Genomic DNA, 17,357 nt, shown 5'->3' with positions numbered 1-17,357 from the left:
GCCGCGCGTGGCCTTTCGCGTTGGCCTTTATGTTTGCAGGCCGCGCACTTCTGGTAGGGTAGGGCCTGTATCCTTCGCCATGGCCTCCCCGGCGCGCGTCCTCGTAGTCGATGACAGCCCGACCATCCTGAAGGTCGTCAGCGCCATCCTCGCTCGTAACGGGTTCGACCCGACCGTGGCGCGCGACGGGCTCGCGGGGATCGAGCTGGTCAAGAAGGGGCCGAAGTACGACCTCGTCCTCCTCGATTTCGTGATGCCGAGGATGAACGGCTACGCCTTCTGCCGGGAGCTCCGCTCGAACCCGTCGCACCGCAACGTGCCCGTGGTCCTGATGAGCGCCAAGGGCGACAAGCTCAGGGGGCAGTTCGTCCAGCAGACCGGCGCCGTCGACGCGATCACGAAGCCGTTCGACGCGCGCGCGCTGGTCGCGGTGATCGAGGGCGCGCTCTCGAAGGCGGCGGAGGGGCGCGCGCGGCCCGTGCCCGAGGGCGCGAAGATGCCCGACGAGGACACGATCGCCGAGAGCGTGCGGCCGAGCCTCCTCGCCAGGAACATGCGCCAGCGCGCCGGCGCGGAGTTCGCGCAGCAGCTGTCGACGGTGATGACGCCGGCGATCATGAGCCTCTCGCCCGAGGCGCGGACCAACGAGGCCGCGGTGATGCAGGCGGTCGCCCGCGTGATGACGAGCGAGGTCGTCTCCAAGCTGACCCTGACGCTCCGCGACCTCGACGATACGCCCGCGGACGCGAAGGAGGTGATGAGCGGCGACGTCTCCGCGATCCCGCTCGCCGAGATCCTCCAGCTGCTCCAGATGCAGCGGCAGACGGGCGTGCTCCGGGTGACCATGAACCGCGCGTCGGTCACGATCTCGCTCCGCCAGGGGCTCATCGATCTGGTGCAGGCGCGCAACTCGTCGGACGAGTTCAAGCTGGGGCGCTACTTCATCGAGCGCGGGCTCCTGACGCGGGAGCGGCTCGAGGCGCTGCTCCGCGCGAAGCGGCCGCAGACCCTGCTCGGCCAGGTGCTCGTGGAGGCCGGCGTCGCGACGAACGACGACCTCATCGCCGTGCTGGAGCGGCAGTCGAGCGAGCTCATCTACGAGGTGCTGCGCTGGCCCTACGGGCGCTTCTCGTTCACGCGCGAGCCGTTCCGCCCCGAGGTCGAGCAGGCGCACCTCGGCCTCCCGGTGTCCGCGCTCGTGCTCGAGGGGTTCCGGCGCGTCGACGAGTGGCGGCTCATGGAGGGGACGATCAACTTCGACCAGGTGGTGGTCGTCGACCAGGTCGCGCTCGACGGCGTGGGCTCCGGCAAGCTGACGCGCATCGAGCAGCTCGTGCTCGGCGCGGTCAACGGCTCGCGCACGGTGAACGAGGTGATCAAGGAGAGCGCGGTCGGCTCGTTCGACGCGATCAAGACGATCTACCAGTTCCTCCAGTCGCGGGTGCTGAGGACCAGGGCGGCCTGAGCGCCGCGGCCGCGAGGGGCGCGCGGTCCCGCGTGAGGCCGCGCGAGCTCGCGGCGGCGCGACGACCCCCCACGCGCGGCTCGTCGCAGCGCCGCGCTCGAGCGCGGCCCGCGTCGCCCGCGGGTCGTCTGTTTGTATTCGCGTGTTCGCGTGTTCGCGGTGCTCAGGCCGCCGCATGGGCGTAGCGCTGAGCGTTCTCGCGGCGGAGAGGGCGGGATTCGAACCCGCGGATCAGTTTCCCGATCGCACGCTTAGCAAGCGTGTGCCTTCAGCCACTCGGCCACCTCTCCTGGTACCCAGGATGGTCCGCCCGCCCCGTGCTCAGCGCAGGAGCAGCGCGGACCTCGATGCATGAAGATAGAAAGAACGCTGGCTCGTCCGACGCGCGGCGCGGCGGCGAGGGAGCGGCAACATACCAAAGAGGTTGCCGCCGTGCACAAAAGATCGTGCAGGGGGATGCCGGTAGCGACGGATCCCGAGGGGGCGAGACGGAAGGCCGGGGAAGCTGGCTGCCAGGCTCGTCCTTGGGCGCTCGGATCCGCCGATCACCGTCGAACGGACGAGGAGCGCGGAAGGCGCCGGGCCAGCTCCCGCCGCCAGGGGCGCGCGCCCGTCATGACGGCACCACGTAGGCCAGGGCGAGCAACACGGCGCCGAGCGCCGCGCAGATCCCCCACGCGCGGGCCGCGCTGCGGGCCAGGAAGGCGAAGCACATCGCCGCGAGCCAGAGCGGAACCACGAGCGAGAAGCCGAGCGCGGACCGCGTGCTCTCGGCGAGCGGCGCGAATCGCGCGAGACACACGCTCGCCAGGACGGCGAGCGGCAGGGTCCCGACGAGCGCCGCGAGCACGCGCAGCGCGGCGTCGAGCCGGGCGAGGCGGCGGCTAGCCATGGCGCGCTCCGAGGAGCGAGAGCGCGGCGATGGCCGGCGGGCACAGCAGGGCGAGGCCCCAGACGGCGCGCGGCCAGACCGGCGCGAGCAGGACGAACGCGCTCGCGGCGCAGAGGAGCGCCGCGAAGGGGACGAGGAGCGCCGCCGCGCCGGCCTCGGCTCGGCCCCAGAGCCACACCGACAGCGAGAAGATGACGATGGCGAGGACCATCGCGAGTCACCCTGTCCCGTCGCGCGGAGCGCCGCGCGAATCTATCGCACCTTCGCCACGCCGTGCAGGTACCCCGGCGTCGTCAGGCCGAGCTTCGGGCCCCCCTCGGCCGTGAGCTCGATCAGCGTGCTCGCGGTGGAGTCGTCCTTCTCATCGATGGCGAAGACCCGGCCGTCGACCTCGAAGAAGGAGACGTTCGCGGGCGAGGGGACCAGCTCCCCGACCGGCGCCGCCTCGTTCGCCGCGGTATCCCACCGCCACCAGTGCCACGCCGGCTGACCCGTGATCTCAAACGTCTTGGTCTCCTCGCCGATGGTGGCGAGGCCCTCCTCGAACACCCGGAGAAAGAGGCTGTCGCCGCCCGCGGGGATGGAATCGCCCGCGATCGCGCCGCCCGTCAGCTCGCTCAGGCGCAAGGCGAAGTCCGGGTCGAAGGCGTCCGCGTCCTTCAGGATGCGCAGCGCGCAGGGCTCGGTCTCCAGCCGGTCGAGGTGATGAGCCGCCCCCGCGAGGGCCGAGCCCACGAGGGGAGGCATCGCCGGGATCCAGCTCGATCGACCGCGGCAGCAGGACGGTCGACGCGCGGGCGAGCGGGCGCTCGAAGCGCGAGAGGCCCACGTGGCGCCGAGCCCACCCGTGGCCGAGCCTGGGGGTCGGAGCGCTGAGGTCGGGGAACCGAGCTGACGGCCATGCCCGACAGCTTCGGTAACTCAAATGAAAAAATAGAAATCAATTTCATTTATGCGCAGAATAGTGCACCGATTGAGTATTTCAGTCGCGCTTTAGGTTTGAAGGGCCGGCGGGCCGCGGATCTCGGTGGTCGCGTGCCACAAGCGATTCGACACCTGGGCGCGAGTGCCTGCGGCGGGAATGATCGTGGAGCTCGGCGGCCGCCACGGCAGCGTGGTGTGGTTCCTGCCGCCGCTCGTCACCACACCAGCTCGGATCGACGAGGTGGCGAGGAGCTTCGGTCAGGCGCTGGCGGCGGCTTCTCTGTAGTTGCCGTGCGGAGGGAGGGAGCTCGGGGGCACGGAGGTGCCGTGTTCAGGAGCCGGTCGTGACGAGCAGCTCCCTGGCGCCGCTGACGACGACGGCGCGTCGGATCCAGCGGTCCAGCTCGTCGAGATCGGTGCTCGCGAAGACGCGCTCTCGCACCTCGGCGGGGACCTCCAACCCGCGGGCCTCGAGCACGGCGAGCACGTCGTGCGCCTTGGTCCTCAGAGTGCCCTCCGCATCCCTTCTCCTCGCCCCTTCGCCACGTAGCTGCGCGCGAATTCGCTCTGAAACTGGTATCCGCTCTTCATCATCGCCTCCAACTTCCGCCTCGCCGCTGCGTTCAGCGAGAGCGGCTGTATTCGTACGGATCGAGCGGCGCCTGGACCTGGGCCGCGCTCCCTTCGCGATACTCGACGCAGAGCGTCCGCGGCGTGACCCATGGCTCCGACAGCTCGCGGTGAAGCCGGCGGAAGCCGAGGGACACGCGCGCAGGCGGCTCGTTGCGGAGCGATACCATCACGCGCATCGGAGCCGGCCGTCAGGTGGGTCCGGAATACGCAGCCACGAACACCGACTCGACCCGATGGGAACGCCCGAGCTCGTCCGGCACCCCTCTGACGCGTCGCGGCGAACGCCTGGAAGCGGGATCTGCCGGAGGTTGCTCGTGCGTGCTCGCGGGGTGGCAGCTGGTTCGACCGGCGGGCGCACTCAGGGGAGCCAACGCTCCAGCGTCGCGGCCGGCTTGACGCACGCCTCGATGGCAAAAATGGGTTATCAAGCGGCCGGGTGTACCTGTAACGTCGAGGACCTCAAGGGACGAGATGAGGCAGGGCATGGGCAGACCCACGGACGACGAACGATTTCTCTCGTTGGTCCCGGTAGACGGCTCGACGATCAGCAACAGGAGTCTCCGCGAGCACCTCGGCTGGCCCGATGAGAAATATGAGCGCGTCCGCGACCAGCTCGTCGAAAGAGGCCTCGTCATTCGGGGACCGGGGCCCGGGGGCACCGTCCGGCGCGCGGACACTCAGCAGGCCAGCGAGGACGACGAGCAGGACGACGCAGAAACTCACGCCGCCCTGTCGCGCCAAGAGAAGAAATTTCTCTCGCTGATTCCCGAGGACGGCTCGACGATCAACAACAGGGTCTTGCGGGAGCAGCTCGGCTGGAACGATGAAAAGTACGCGCAGGTCCGCGACCAGCTCGTCGAAAGAGGCCTCGTCATTCGGGGCCCCGGGCCCGGAGGCACCGTCCGGCGCGCGGACACCGAGCAGGCCGGCGAGGACGACGAGCAGGACGACGCAGAAATTCACGCCGCCCTGTCGCGCCAAGAGAAGAAGTTTCTCTCGCTGATTCCTGAGGACGGCTCGACGATCAACAACAGGGTCTTGCGGGAGCAGCTCGGCTGGAACGATGAAAAGTACGCGCAGGTCCGCGACCAGCTCGTCGAAAGAGGCCTCGTCATTCGGGGCCCCGGGCCCGGAGGCACCGTCCGGCGCGCGGATACCGAGCAGGCCGGCGAGGACGACGAGCAGGACGACGCAGAAATTCACGCCGCCCTGTCGCGCCAAGAGAAGAAGTTTCTCTCGCTGATTCCTGAGGACGGCTCGACGATCAACAACAGGGTCTTGCGGGAGCAGCTCGGCTGGAACGATGAAAGGTACGCGCAGGTCCGCGACCAGCTCGTCGAAAGAGGCCTCGTCGTTCGGGGACCGGGCCAGGGAGGCACGGTCCGGCGCGCGGACATCGAGCAGGGCGCGGAGGACGACGAGCAGGACGCAGAAAGCAACGCTGCCCTGTCGCGGCAAGAGAACGTGCCTTCAGGGAGGGGTAGAGGTACGGGCATCTGCCGAGCGGAAGGCGCGAAGTCACCGCCCATCTCCGCTGCGACGCCGAAGCCACCCCCCGTCTCCGCTGCGACGCCGAAGCCCCGTGTCGAGCACGACACCAGGCACCGACCCGATGAGCGCGCCGCCCCGAAGAGACCGATCAAGATTTTCATCGCTTACGTGCAGAGCGACGAGCTACTGAAAAAGGATCTTCTCGAGCACCTGCGTCCGCTGGAAAAGAGCAAGCTCATCGAGATCTGGCATGATCACATGATCACCCCGGGAGAGGACTGGAAGGGCGTCCTCCATCAGAGACTTCAAGAGGCGGACATTATCATCTTCCTCATTAGTCCTATTTTCATCAATTCGGACTACTGCAATGGCGACGAGATGGAGACGGCGCTCGCGCGGCACAAGAGCGGAGAGGCCGTGGTTGTCCCGGTTATTCTGCGCCCATGCCTTTGGCAGCTGGACAGGGTGCTGGGCAGGCTCCGCGCGCTGCCCAAAGATGACATGCCGGTCACGAAATGGTCCGATCGAGACGATGCGTTCGCGAACATCGCCCACGGCATATATGACACCGTGCAAAAGCTCCTGCTGAAACTTTGATATCTTAGGAGCAGCCAACAAATCCAATCGGCGTGTAGTCGAGGCAGCTCAGGCATACCGCGAGCTGAAGGGACGCGCGGTGAATATCGGCATGTCGCTCGTAGCGCACAGCCGAGCGCTCGAAGCGTGCATGTCGCGGCGTGTCCTGGCCACGAGCCGTGGCTAGCGAGATGGCGCGCAGGGCTCGGTCAATGTAGAAGTCATCATCGTTTGGGGACGCTTTACTCGCCGCCGCTCCGCCGCACGAGCGCGCCGCGCACCGCGCGCAGCCCCTCGGTCAAGCTCGCGTAGCGCGGGATCGCGTACCGCTCGCACACGACATCCACGTTGCCCTTGCGCCAGAACCCCTCCGGACAGACGACATGCATCTTCCCGGAGCGCCCGAACAGGCCGAGCTCCAGCAAGCTGATTGGCGCCTTCGAGCCCGGCGCGAAGTACATCAAGACGACGTCCGCCTCCTCGAGCCCGCGGAGCTCCCATAACACCTGCTCCACGAAGCTCGGGTTCTCGAGGCTCTGCGCCCAGCCCGGCTCCCACCGCTCCCGTCTCGGGTTGAGGATCACCACCTCGAGATCCGCGAGCTCCTCGGCGACGCGCGCCTGCCACAGCTCGGCCTGGCCGTTGTCGATGGATCCGGCGAGGAACAGCTTCGGACCCGCCAATCCATCGAACGGCCGCGGCGCCAGCACCTCGATCATGGGGAACACCTCGCTGATGAGCACACGTGAACGACGATCGCCATGCGGGCCGCTCCCCTCCCCCGCCCCGTAACCCGTAACCCGTAACCCGTAACCCGTAACCCGTAGACGATCAGCCCGCGCCGCCGTGCCCGTGCCCGCAGCCTCGCTTCGGCTCGGCCTCGCCCTTCGCCTGCGGCGCAGGCACCGGGCCGCACGTGCAGTCGAGGCACCCGTGCTCCGCGCAGCTTCCGCACATCGCGGTCACCTGCTTGCGGAGGGCCTCGCGGGCGCGGAAGAGGCGCACCGCCGCGTTGTTCGCGGTGATCGACGCCTCCTCGGCGAACGCCTGCACCGAGAGGCCGTCGACCTCCACGCGCTGGATCGCGGCGGCGTACTCGGGCTTCAGCGTGCCGGCCAGCGCGCGAACGCACTGGCAGACCGCGCGGTGCTCCACCTCGGGCTGGGCCGCCTCGTCGAGCTCGGCGGCCAGCGCGGCCATCGCCCGCTCCGACGCGCCCTTCCGCCGGAAATGGTCGACCACGGCGTTGCGGAGGGTCCGATAGAACCACGCCGTGGCCGACTCCTCGTCGCGCAAGCTGTCGATGCGCCCTATGCCCCGCACGAAGGCGTCCTGCAGGATGTCCTCGGCGATGGCGCGATTGCCCACCTTCCGTTCCAGGAAGCGCAGAAACTCGCGGTGGCTCTCGACGAGAGCCGCGACCGCCCCCGCCGCCCGCGCGTCCTCGGGGCCTCCCCTCGCCTGCTCCGCGCCCTCCGGGCGTCGCTCTGGCTCGCGCTCGCTCATGACGCACGAGGCTACCCACGAGGTCCGCCCTCCGCCACCGCGCCACGGCACAAAGCGATGGCCGGCGTGACCGGTCGGGTCAGAATGTCCTCCTCTTCACCGTATTCACCGGGAGGCTTGAATGACGCTTCAGAGGGTGCTCGTCCTGGCCAGCGTGGGGCTCCTGCCGGCCTGCTCAGGGGCAGACGCCGATGCCCCGCTGTCGTCCGCGCCGCGCTGTAGTGCATCGCCGGAGTGCGCCGCCACGCCCGACACGCCGCTGTGCGACCAGGCGCTCGGCGCGTGCGTCGAGCTGCCGCCGGGATCTCCCATCGGCGTGAAGGACGGCAGTCCGTCCTCGGTCGCGCTCGTGTCCGTCTTCGAGCCGAACCGGCAGCGCGAGCCGACCGACCTCGCCTTCAACCCGGAGCGGCCCGAGGAGCTCTGGGTCGTCAACCGCAAGGACGACAGCATCATCATCATCACGAAGCCCGGCGCGCCGGACGGCTCGTGGGTCCGCCTCCGCGACCCCGCCGCGGCGCACTTCATGGACCAGCCGCCCGCGATCGCCTTCGGCCACCCAGGCACGTTCGGGGTCTGCGGCGACAACGACAACGGCGGCAACTACTTCATGGGCCCGTCGCTCTTCTCCTCGGATCTCTCGATCTTCGCCACGGAGACGCCCGACGGCCTCGGGTCGCACCTCGACATGCTCCACTCGAGCTCCTTCTGCAAGGGCATCGCGCACGAGCAGGCCAACGTCTACTGGGTCTTCAACGGCAACGACAAGGCGCTCGACCGGTACGACTTCGCCCACGATCACGGCCCCGGCCACGACGACCACTCCGACGGCGAGATCTACCGCTATGCGGCCGGCGAGGTGCTCGGGGTCGACGCCACGTCGAGCCATCTCTTCTACAGCGCCAGGGAAGAGCGCCTCTACGTCGCCGACACCGGCCACAAGCGGCTGCTCAAGCTGGATCCGACGAGCGGCGTGCCCGGCGCGAGCTTCGACGGGCAAGAGCCGGTCAAGGTGCGCAAGTACATGGACGGCGCCACCCTCATCGAGTTCGTCCCCCCGGGGACGCTCGAGGCCCCGAGCGGCCTCGAGGTCCACGAGGGCCTCGTCTACGTCACGGATCACGCGACCAGCCGGATCTATGCGTTCGACACGGCGGGGCAGGTGGTCCGCACCCTGGACACGGGCCTGCCCGCGGGCTCGCTCGCAGGGATCGCCTTCGGGCCGGACGGCAAGCTCTACCTCGTCGACACGCTGACGAGCCGGGTCTACCGCGTCGATCCGATCCTCTGAGGCGGCTGCGCGGCTCCCCCTACGCCCCTCTTCAACTACTCTCCGCCCGCCGGCGCGCTCGCCTCCGGCCCGCCGAGCAGCGCGTCCAGCTCGGCCTCGCCCCTGTCCTCCGCCGCCCTGCGCCGGCGGCGGCGGATCCACTCGGCCGCGTCGTCGAAGAGCGAGTAGGCCACCGGCACCGCGAGCAGCGTGAGGACCAGGGAGAGCGACTGGCCGCCGAGCACGATGGCGCCCGTCGTCCGGTTCTGGCCCGAGCCGACCCCGTGCGAGAGCACGAGCGGGATCATGCCGGCCACGAAGGCGATCGTCGTCATGAGGATCGGGCGGAGCCGGTCCTTGTTCGCCTGCAGGATCGCCTGGAGCCGCGGCATCCCCTCGGCGCGCAGGTGGTTCGTGTGATCGATCTGGAGGATCGCGTTCTTCTTCACCACGCCGAAGAGGACGAGCAGCCCGAGCCCCGAGAAGAGGTTCAGCGACTGGCCGAAGAGCTTGAGCGAGAGCAGCGCGAACGGCACCGTGAGCGGCAGCGAGAGCAGGATCGTGATCGGGTGGAGCCACGACTCGAACTGCGCCGCGAGGATGAGGTACATGAACACGAACGCGAGCCCGATGACGACGACGAAGCTCGCCGCCGTGCTCGCCGTGTTCTTGGAGCTGCCCACCGGCTGCGCGGAGTAGCCCGCCGGCATCCGCTGCTCGGCGATGATCCTGTCGAGCGCCGCCTGCACCGCCGTGTCGCCGACGCCGGGGGCGGCGTTCGCGCTGATCGTGATCTGCCGGCGCCGGCCGAGGCGGCCGATCGACGAGGGGCCGCTGTCGGGCTCCATCGTGACCACGCTGTGGAGCGGGACGGCGCCGTGCTTGGACGACGGCACCGTGAGGAACGCGAGGCTCTCGGCGTCGGCGCGGTGCTTCGCGTCGGCGCGCACGCGGACGTCGTACTGCTCGCCGGCCTCCGAGTACGTCGACACCTTGAGCCCGCCGACGAAGAGCTGGAGCGCGCCGGCCACGTCGGCCACCTGGACGCCGAGATCCGCGGCGCGATCGCGATCGATGGTCGCGCGGAGCTCGGGCTTGCCCACGACGAGGCTGTTGTCGACGTCCACGGCGCCGGGGACCTTCCGCAGCTCCTCGGTGATGCGCGCCGCGTACTCGCCCAGCCGGTCGAGATCCGGCCCCTGGATCGCCACCTGGATCCTCGCCGACGACTGGCCGCCGGACGAGATCGCCTGCACCTCGCCGGCCGTGACGCGCAGCTCCTTCGGCAGCTTCGCGAGGATCTCCTCGCGCACCCGCTGCATGACGGCGAGCTGCCCGAGCGCGCGCTGCTCCGGGTCGACGAGCATCACGTAGACCTTGGCGACGTTCGCGGCCTGCTGCTCGCCCTCCCCCACGGTCAGGAGCGTCCGGGTGACGCCCGGGAGCCGGCGCACGTCGCCCGCGATCCGCTCGGCGATGAGGCGGGTCGACGTGAGGCTCGTCCCCTCGGGCGCGCGCAGGTTGATCTCGAACTGCGCCTGGTCGTCCTCCGGGAGGAAGCCGGCGGGCAGCGTCTTCGCGATGGGCGCGCACGAGCCGAGCGCGACCGCCGAGGCGACGACGATCACCCAGCGGCGCTTCATCACCCACGAGAGCGCGGCCATGTAGGCGCGCTCGATCGGCCGGTAGAAGACGTCGACGGCGCGCTCGAGGACCGACGGCTTCGCGGGGGCGCCGTCGTGCGCGTCACGCGCGTCACGCGCGTCACGCCCGCCGCGCGCGTGCCCCGAGAGCCACCGCGCGGCGAGCGAGGGCGTGAGCGAGAAGCTGACGATCAGCGAGACCCCGATCGCGAACGCCATCGTGAGGCCGAAGCTCTTGAGGAAGCGCCCCACGATCCCGGGCATGAACGCGACCGGGATGAAGACCGCCATGAGCGACAGCGTGGTCGCGAGCACCGCGAGCCCGATCTCCTTCGTCGCGAGCACGGCGGCCGGGAACGGCTTCATGCCCTTCTCGTCGATGTAGCGGACGATGTTCTCGAGCACGACGATGGCGTCGTCGATGACGATGCCCACGGCGAGCGCGAGCGCGAGCAGCGTGAGGAAATTCAGCGTGAACCCGGCGATCCACATCACCGCGAACGTGCCGACGACCGAGATCGGGATCGCGAGCGCCGCGATGAGCGTGCTGCGGGCGTTGCCGAGGAAGAGGAGCACCACCGCCGCGGCGAGGAGGGCGCCGAGGACGAGGTGCTCCTTCACGGCGGCGATGCCCGTGCGGATCACGCGCGAGCCGTCGCGCACGACCTCGATCTTCGTCCCCTCGGGCAGCGAGCGCTGCACCTCGTCGAGGCGCGCCTTCACGGCGTCGACGACGGCGACGGTGTTCTGGCCCGACTGCTTGACCACCGACAGGAGGACGGTGCGCCGCTCGTCGAGCTGGGCCCAGGTCTTCTCCTCCGCGCGGCCGTCCTCGACGCGGGCGACGTCCGCGAGGCGCACGGCGTGGCCGTCCTGCTCCCGGAGGACGATGCGGCCGAGGGCCTCGGGCGACTCGACGCGCCCCATCACGCGGAGCGTGAGGTCCTCGGGGCCGGTCTCGACGCTGCCCCCCGGCGTCATCAGGTTCTGCGCCGCGATCGCCCGCTGCACGTCGGCCGCGGTGATCCCCTGCGCCCGCAGGGCGATCGGGTCGAGCCAGACGTTGATCTGCCGGCTCTGCGCGCCGATCAGGCTGACCTGGCCGACGCCGGAGATGCCCTCGATCTGCCGGCGCACCCGCTTGTCGGCGATCTCGCTGAGCTCGCGGATCGGCTGATCGGACGCGACGGAGACGAGCATCACCGGGGCCGCGCCAAGGTCGATCCTGCTCACGATCGGCGGATCGATGCCCTTGGGCAGGCTGGGCAGGACGACGCTGATCTTGTCGCGCACCTCCTGGGCCGCGACGTCGGCGTCCTTCTCCAGCACGAAGCCGACGACGACCTGGCTCACGCCCTGGGTCGACGTCGAGCGCAGGTCCTCGATGCCGCTGATGGTGTTCACCGCGCCCTCGATCCGGTCGGAGATCTCGGCCTCGACCTCCTCGGGCGCCGCGCCGTCGAGGCGCGTCGTGACGACGACGTACGGGACGTCGATGTCGGGGAACTGGTCGAGGCCGAGCCGGGTGTAGCCGGCGACGCCGAGGACCACGATGACGAGCATGAGGACCGACGCGAAGACGGGCCTCTTGACGCAGACGCGAGCGAGCCACTGCATGACGACCTCACTCCACGGCTTGGCCGTTCTGGAGGGCCTCGGACGGGTTGATGACGATCGCTTCCCCTGCGCGGACGCCGCGGAGGACGGCCACGGCGTCGCCCTTCTCCACGCCGGTCTGCACGACGCGCTCCTCGAGCCTGTGGTCGACGACGGCGAACAGGTGGGCGCGCCCCTCCCGCGGGACGATGGCGGATCTCGGCACCACCGGGCTGGGCGCCTCGGCCGTGGCGAGCGCGACGGACGCGAACATGCCCGGCCGCAGCGCGCCGTCGGGGTCCTGCACCTCGGCCTCGGCGACGAGGTCGCGCGTGGCCTCGCGGACCGCGGCGCCTACCCAGCGCACCGTGCCCGCGAACGACCGCCCCGGGTACGCCGGCACGGTGAACGTCAGCGCGCCGCCGGTCTTGACGGCCGCGAGGCTCGCCTCCGGCACGGTGAACCGGAGGCGCGGCGCGCCCTTCGAGACGAGCGCGACGACGCGGGAGTCCTGGCGGACGTACTCGCCGACGTCGACGAAGCGCTCGGCGACCACCCCGTCGAACGGCGCGCGGATCTGGCCGTCGCCGACGCTCTGCGCGGCGGCGCGGGCGCGGGCGGAGGCGGCCGCGACCGAGAGCGGGGCGCTCCGGCACTGGTCGGCGATCCGGTCGTGCTCGACGCCGGAGATCGCGCCGCTCTCGAGCAGCGCCCTGTAGCGGTCGCACTCGCGCTTCGCCGTCTCTTCCTGGGCGCGGGTCAGCGCGGCGTTCGCCTGCGCCTCCGCGGCGGAGAGCGCCGCGGCGCGGACGTCGAGGCGCGCGAGCAGGTCGCCCTTCTTCACCTCGGCGCCGCGCTCGACGAACGTCTCCACCACGCGGCCGACCGCGTTGGCGGCGAGATCGGTCTCCCGATCGCCGCGCAGCGTGCCGGTGAGCGCGATGCTGCGCGGCATGGGCTGCTCGCGCACCTCCGCGGTCTCGACGCGGGCCCTGGGCCCGTTCGTCTCGGCGGCGGTGGAGGCGCTGGCCCTGGTCCCGCAGCCCGCCGCTGCGGCGGCGAGCGCGAGGAGCAGGAGGAGGCTTCGGGCGCGGCCTTTCGTCGTTGTGTGGCTCAAGGATCCCTCGGGGCAGCGTCGGTCGCGGCGCGGCCTGGTGCGGGCGGAGCGCGGCCTCGGCGGAGCACGTCGGCGCACGGCGGCGCACGCGCCGGTGCGCTGCGCCGTCCGCTCGTTCCCCCGTCGCCCAGCCTCCGGCCCCACCGCTCGGGCGCGCCGGCGCCCAGGCGACCGCAACCGACAGTTGCGATGGGTATAACACGGCCGGAGCCGACCGCAACCACCGGTTGCGATGATCGCAACGAAGGGGTGCGATAGCCGGCCACGCCGTGAAATTGGGCTGGCGTGTGCGGCGCGGCGGAACTTCAATGGCGGCTGATGCAGGCGACGACGGCGAAGCGCACGGCGAGGCGAGGCTCCGCGAAGACGCGCGCGCTCGTGCGCGGCGAGCCTGTCGTGCGCGGCATCCTCGCCGCCACGCTGGAGGAGCTCGCCAGCGCGGGGTACCGCGCGCTCCGGATCGAGGACGTGGCGACGCGCGCGGGGGTCAACAAGACCACCGTCTACCGGCGCTGGCCGACGAAGGAGGATCTCGTGCGGGCCGCGCTCCTGTCGGTCACGGACGAGAAGATCATCCCGCCGAACACGGGCTCGCTCCGCGGGGACCTCATCGCGCTCGGGCGCGCGATCATCGAGATCCAGACGTCGCCGATAGGGCAGAGCCTCTTCCACGTGTGCCTGTCGGAGGGGCTCGACTCGGAGCTCATGACCATCGCCCGCTCGCTGCGCGCGGTCCAGGAGGCGGGGCTGCGGGCCATCATCGAGGCCGCGGTCGCGCGCGGCGAGCTCGCGCCGAGCGCGGATCCGCTGCTGCCGTGCGAGCTGCTCGCGGCCTATCTCCGGCACCGGATACTCGCGGACCGCACGGTCGTGGACGAGGCCCAGCTCGCGCACGTCGTCGATGTGATCCTCCTCGGCGTGCTGCGTTCGGACAGGCGGAAGCAGGCCTGAGCCGTTCGTCTGCGCCGCCGAGCGCGATCCCTCCTGCCGACGCACCGCCCTCGACGCGGCCGTTCGACGCGCGCGATGATGCCGCCGTCGTGTCGGAGGTCGCCAGAATCATGCTCCGGGGTTGAGCGCGCAGGCATCCATGCTCGACCTTCCAGCATGGAATGATGGCCTGCCCATCATTCCGCGCTGGCCGAGCGAGCATCGACCTTGAACCAGCCAGGAGGACTCCATGGCGCCCCGAACGACGACCAAGAAGCAGAGCGCGGACGACACCAAGAAGCCGAACAGCAACAAGCCGCCGAGGCCGCCGAGCACGCGCGAGCTCGCCGACATCCTGGGCGTGAAGCTCTCGCCCGCCCTCAAGCCGGAGCAGATCGCCCGCCTGCGCAAGGCGCTGCCCGGCTACGCCGGCATCCTGGACGACGTGGCGGCGCTGCTCGAGGAGGACGCGGACGCGCTCAACCTGCCCGACGTCACCCCCGAGGCGCTGCTCGAGGCGCAGGCCGAGCAGAAGTACCTCGCCGCGCGTGAGGCCGTCGCGCACGGCGTCTACCGCAGCCTGTTCGAGCAGCGGCTCCAGGTCGACGATCGCGCGATGAAGATGCTCGAGAAGATCGCCCGGAGGATCAACGCCCTGAAGGAGGACGACCGGGATCTGCCGGGGCGCTGGAAGCTCCTGCTCGACTTCCTCGGCACGTTCCGCCAGGGCGGCGCCAAGAGGAAGGCGGCGCCCGCGGAGCCGGCCGCCGCCGTCGAGTAGCGCCGCCGAGGCGAGCCGCGCCAGCGGCGCTGGGCAGCGGCCGCCGCGGCGCGCCCCGCTGCCGCCGCCCCGCCCGTTCCTCTCCCGGCCCCCCTCTCGGGGGCTGCCCTCCATTCGATCGCCGCCCACCGATTTCCTGAGCACCTCCGGCCCCAGCGCCCGACCTCCCTGCAGGGGCTCCCCGAGCCGCGGCGCCTCCGCCAAGGGCCCCGTGCCCACAGCGCTGACGCCGTCCCAGACCCGTGCCGCGCGGGCCCCCGCGCCGCGGGCGCCATTGACCCGCCGGGAGCGCGCTGCGTAGAAGGCGGCTCGCCATGAGCCTACCGGAGGGCACCCGCTCGGACGCGCCGCCGCCGGCCGAGGACCGGACCTACGCCACCGGCGATCGCTGCGAGAAATACCGCATCGTGCGGCTCCTCGGCGAGGGCGGCATGGGGCAGGTCTACGTCGCGGAGGACGAGTACCTGGGGAGGCGCGTCGCGCTCAAGGTCGTGCGGCGCAAGTACATGCAGGGCGGCGGCTTCGCCCAGGGCCAGCGCAAGGAGGCGCGCGTCCTGGCGGAGCTCGACCACCCCGCCATCGTCAAAGTCTACGACGCGGGCATCACGCGCGGCGGGGTGATGTACATCGTCATGGAGCTCATCGAGGGCATCTCGCTCCGGGAGCTGATCTTCCGCGTCGGCGCGCTGGACCTCCCGAGCGCGCTCTCGATCGCCGCGCAGATATGCGATCGGGATGATCCTCTACGAGATGATCGCCGGCCGGCACACGTTCGCGGCGACGTCGCACGAGGTGCCGACCGCGGGCGAGGTGATGCTCCACCAGGTCCACGCCGTGCCGACGCCGCTCGTGGAGGCGGTGCCGGGGTTCGACGCCCGGGAGATCAGCGATCTCGTCGACCGGATGCTGTCGAAGCTCCCGCGCGAGCGGCCCCGGGCGGCCGAGGTCCAGCGCGCGCTGGCGCGGGCGGTCCGCCGTTACCGGGAGGAGCACCCCCGCGACGAAGGACGCATCCCGCTCGCGGCGGAGCACCGGCGCGACCCGCCGGTCGCGCCCCAGCCCCGGAACCGCCAGGCGAGCTGGGCGGAGCTCGACGCCGGCGCGGCGCGGGGCGCGGGCGGCGGTCCGGAGAGCACCGACGAGCACGCCGCGTGGCCGGGGCCGGACGGAGCGCCTCACGTGCCGCAGTTCGGGACGGCGCCGCTCGCCGCCGCGTTCCGGGCGCCGGAGGCGGCGCTGCCGTTCCGGCCGGCGAGCGCCGCGCCGCCCGAGCTGCGGGGCCGCGGCTGGACGGCCCGGATGCCCGGCGCGGCGGGGCCGGCGGGGGCGGCCGTGGTGGGGCCGGCGGGGGCCATGGCGGGGCCGGCGGCGGCCGTGGCGGCGCTCCCGCCCGAGCGCCCGGCGGCGGGCGCGGCGGCGGGCGCAGGGGTGCCCGCGGCCGGCGTCGCGCCGGCGCCTCACGGCACCCTGCCGTGGGAGCAGCCGGCGACCGTGGCCCCACAACCGCGCCTCTCCTCGACGCTCGCGGGATGCCCACGGGCGCTCCGGGGCCGGGCGCGTACGCGCCGGAGGCGACGGGGCGGGCGGGGTTTTCGACCGCCCCGCTGGGAGGGAGCGCCGGCGCGCGAGCGAGCGCGCCGCACGCGGCCACCGCCGTGGCCGATCCGAACGCACGGGCGCGCTCATTCGAGGGCCCCGCGCCCTCGACCGCGCCGCTGCGGCCCGCCGAGCTCGGCGCCGCACCGAGCGGAGCACCGCCGTGGGCCGGGGCCGGCCTGCCGGGGAGCATGCCGCCCCAGTCGAGCATGCCGGCCCAGTCGGTCGAGCTCGGCCCGGCGTCGAGCGGAGGATCGCCGTGGGCAGGGACCGCCCTGACGCGGGGCATCCCACCCGAATCGGTCGGGCTGGGTCCACCGCCCATCGACCGGCGCCGGAGGGCGCGGCCCGGGTGGGCCGCCGCCGTCGCGTGCTCGCTGGCGCTGGGGCTCTCGGCCGGGCTCGCGGTCGTCTGGCGCTCACCTCGCGACGTCGCGGCCCCGGCGCCCGTCGCGACCGAGCCTGCAGAGAGGCAGATCGTGACGGTGGATCCGCCGGAGGGGGCGTCGAGCACCGGCGCCCCCGCGCCGCCGCCCTCGAGCGTCGAGCCGCTGGAGGAGCCCGTGCCGCCGCCGACCGTCGAGCCCGCGGCTGGCGGGGCGGCGTCGCCCGCGGCAGCCGGCAGCGCGCGGCCGGCGGCCTCGGCGCAGGAGGCGGCGACGCCCCCTCCCCCTGCCACGCCGGACGCCCCCCACGTCGCGGCCGCGCCCCCGACGTCGCCTGCGCCCGCGCAACCGCGACCCGCCCTCGCGGTGCCGCAACCGCGCCCAGCCGCCGCGGCGCCGCAGCCGCGGGCGACGCCTGGCGCGCAGGGCGCCCGGCCGCCCGTCACGGTGCTGCACGAGGACGACGACATCTATGGCATGCCGGCACCCGACCGCCGGCGCGCCGCCCCGCCGCCATCCGCGCGCAAGGCGCCCGCGCGGCCGTTCTGATC

The 17,357-nt window shown here is 71.8% G+C and carries 17 protein-coding genes, 1 tRNA gene and 1 pseudogene; 9 read left to right on the top strand and 10 right to left on the bottom strand.

The features are described from left to right. Positions 1-79: 79 nt before the first annotated feature. Complete coding sequence (locus WMF27_RS41805; protein ID WP_437763314.1) at positions 80-1,465, top strand: DUF4388 domain-containing protein; 1,386 nt, start codon at positions 80-82, stop codon at positions 1,463-1,465. 203 nt (positions 1,466-1,668) lie between these two features. Here WMF27_RS41805 and WMF27_RS41800 read toward each other — a convergent pair. The 4 genes from WMF27_RS41800 to WMF27_RS41785 all read right to left on the bottom strand — a co-directional run bounded on the left by WMF27_RS41800 (position 1,669) and on the right by WMF27_RS41785 (position 3,104). Then, positions 1,669-1,755 (bottom strand) — tRNA-Ser (locus WMF27_RS41800). Positions 1,756-2,078: 323 nt separating this feature from the next. Next, positions 2,079-2,357 (bottom strand): hypothetical protein, encoded by a 279-nt coding sequence (locus tag WMF27_RS41795; RefSeq protein WP_437763315.1) that lies wholly within the window; start codon positions 2,355-2,357, stop codon positions 2,079-2,081. Next, entirely contained in the window at positions 2,350-2,568 is a 219-nt protein-coding gene (locus WMF27_RS41790; protein WP_437763316.1) for a hypothetical protein, read from the bottom strand. Before WMF27_RS41790 ends, WMF27_RS41795 begins: the two co-directional genes overlap by 8 nt. Positions 2,569-2,609: 41 nt before the next feature. Next, positions 2,610-3,104 (bottom strand): hypothetical protein, encoded by a 495-nt coding sequence (locus WMF27_RS41785; protein WP_437763317.1) that lies wholly within the window; start codon positions 3,102-3,104, stop codon positions 2,610-2,612. Between the two features lie 334 nt (positions 3,105-3,438). On the opposite strand from WMF27_RS41785, the gene WMF27_RS41780 reads away from it, so the two are divergent. Continuing rightward, entirely contained in the window at positions 3,439-3,567 is a 129-nt protein-coding gene (locus WMF27_RS41780) for a hypothetical protein (protein ID WP_437763318.1), read from the top strand. Positions 3,568-3,612: 45 nt separating this feature from the next. Here the strand turns inward: WMF27_RS41780 and WMF27_RS41775 are convergent, their stop codons facing one another. After that, positions 3,613-3,768, bottom strand: coding sequence for a hypothetical protein (locus tag WMF27_RS41775; RefSeq protein ID WP_437763319.1), 156 nt, complete (start codon positions 3,766-3,768; stop codon positions 3,613-3,615). Between the two features lie 136 nt (positions 3,769-3,904). Beyond that, on the bottom strand, positions 3,905-4,081 hold the full coding sequence (locus WMF27_RS41770) for a hypothetical protein (RefSeq protein WP_437763320.1): 177 nt from the start codon (positions 4,079-4,081) through the stop codon (positions 3,905-3,907). A gap of 316 nt (positions 4,082-4,397) precedes the next feature. Between WMF27_RS41770 and WMF27_RS41765 the strand changes: the two genes are divergently transcribed. Next, a complete protein-coding gene (locus WMF27_RS41765) occupies positions 4,398-6,002 on the top strand; it encodes a toll/interleukin-1 receptor domain-containing protein (RefSeq protein WP_437763321.1) in 1,605 nt (534 codons plus the stop codon). A 221-nt stretch (positions 6,003-6,223) separates the two neighbouring features. Here the strand turns inward: WMF27_RS41765 and WMF27_RS41760 are convergent, their stop codons facing one another. After that, positions 6,224-6,700 carry a nucleoside 2-deoxyribosyltransferase domain-containing protein gene (locus tag WMF27_RS41760; RefSeq protein WP_437763322.1) on the bottom strand — a complete coding sequence of 159 codons (477 nt, stop codon included), beginning with the start codon at positions 6,698-6,700 and terminating at the stop codon, positions 6,224-6,226. A 112-nt stretch (positions 6,701-6,812) separates the two neighbouring features. After that, the gene (locus WMF27_RS41755) at positions 6,813-7,487 is read right to left on the bottom strand and encodes an RNA polymerase sigma factor (protein ID WP_437763323.1); all 675 of its coding nucleotides are present in this window, start codon (positions 7,485-7,487) and stop codon (positions 6,813-6,815) included. 121 nt (positions 7,488-7,608) lie between these two features. Between WMF27_RS41755 and WMF27_RS41750 the strand changes: the two genes are divergently transcribed. Then, on the top strand, positions 7,609-8,778 hold the full coding sequence (locus WMF27_RS41750; protein WP_437763324.1) for a hypothetical protein: 1,170 nt from the start codon (positions 7,609-7,611) through the stop codon (positions 8,776-8,778). A 35-nt stretch (positions 8,779-8,813) separates the two neighbouring features. On the opposite strand, the gene WMF27_RS41745 is transcribed toward WMF27_RS41750, so the two are convergent. Next, the gene (locus WMF27_RS41745; RefSeq protein WP_437763325.1) at positions 8,814-12,017 is read right to left on the bottom strand and encodes an efflux RND transporter permease subunit; all 3,204 of its coding nucleotides are present in this window, start codon (positions 12,015-12,017) and stop codon (positions 8,814-8,816) included. 7 nt (positions 12,018-12,024) lie between these two features. Then, a complete protein-coding gene (locus WMF27_RS41740) occupies positions 12,025-13,113 on the bottom strand; it encodes an efflux RND transporter periplasmic adaptor subunit (protein ID WP_437763326.1) in 1,089 nt (362 codons plus the stop codon). A gap of 318 nt (positions 13,114-13,431) precedes the next feature. Between WMF27_RS41740 and WMF27_RS41735 the strand changes: the two genes are divergently transcribed. The 5 genes and pseudogenes from WMF27_RS41735 to WMF27_RS41715 all read left to right on the top strand — a co-directional run bounded on the left by WMF27_RS41735 (position 13,432) and on the right by WMF27_RS41715 (position 17,355). Beyond that, on the top strand, positions 13,432-14,064 hold the full coding sequence (locus WMF27_RS41735; protein ID WP_437763327.1) for a TetR/AcrR family transcriptional regulator: 633 nt from the start codon (positions 13,432-13,434) through the stop codon (positions 14,062-14,064). Between the two features lie 229 nt (positions 14,065-14,293). Then, positions 14,294-14,824, top strand: a complete 531-nt coding sequence (locus WMF27_RS41730) for a hypothetical protein (RefSeq protein WP_437763328.1) — start codon at positions 14,294-14,296, stop codon at positions 14,822-14,824. Positions 14,825-15,138: 314 nt separating this feature from the next. Next, positions 15,139-15,543: pseudogene (locus WMF27_RS41725) on the top strand (protein kinase domain-containing protein); the annotation flags it as partial. A 16-nt stretch (positions 15,544-15,559) separates the two neighbouring features. Further along, entirely contained in the window at positions 15,560-16,699 is a 1,140-nt protein-coding gene (locus WMF27_RS41720; RefSeq protein ID WP_437769995.1) for a hypothetical protein, read from the top strand. Further along, positions 16,630-17,355: a hypothetical protein gene (locus tag WMF27_RS41715; RefSeq protein ID WP_437769996.1), complete on the top strand. Its 726-nt coding sequence runs from the start codon at positions 16,630-16,632 to the stop codon at positions 17,353-17,355. Before WMF27_RS41720 ends, WMF27_RS41715 begins: the two co-directional genes overlap by 70 nt. Positions 17,356-17,357 lie beyond the last annotated feature (2 nt).

The sequence above is a fragment of the Sorangium sp. So ce281 genome (genome assembly GCF_051527395.1).
Classification (GTDB): domain Bacteria; phylum Myxococcota_A; class Polyangia; order Polyangiales; family Polyangiaceae; genus Sorangium; species Sorangium cellulosum_B.
The sequence above is the reverse complement of the archived record's forward strand: the minus strand, read 5'-3'. Positions and strand labels throughout refer to the sequence as shown.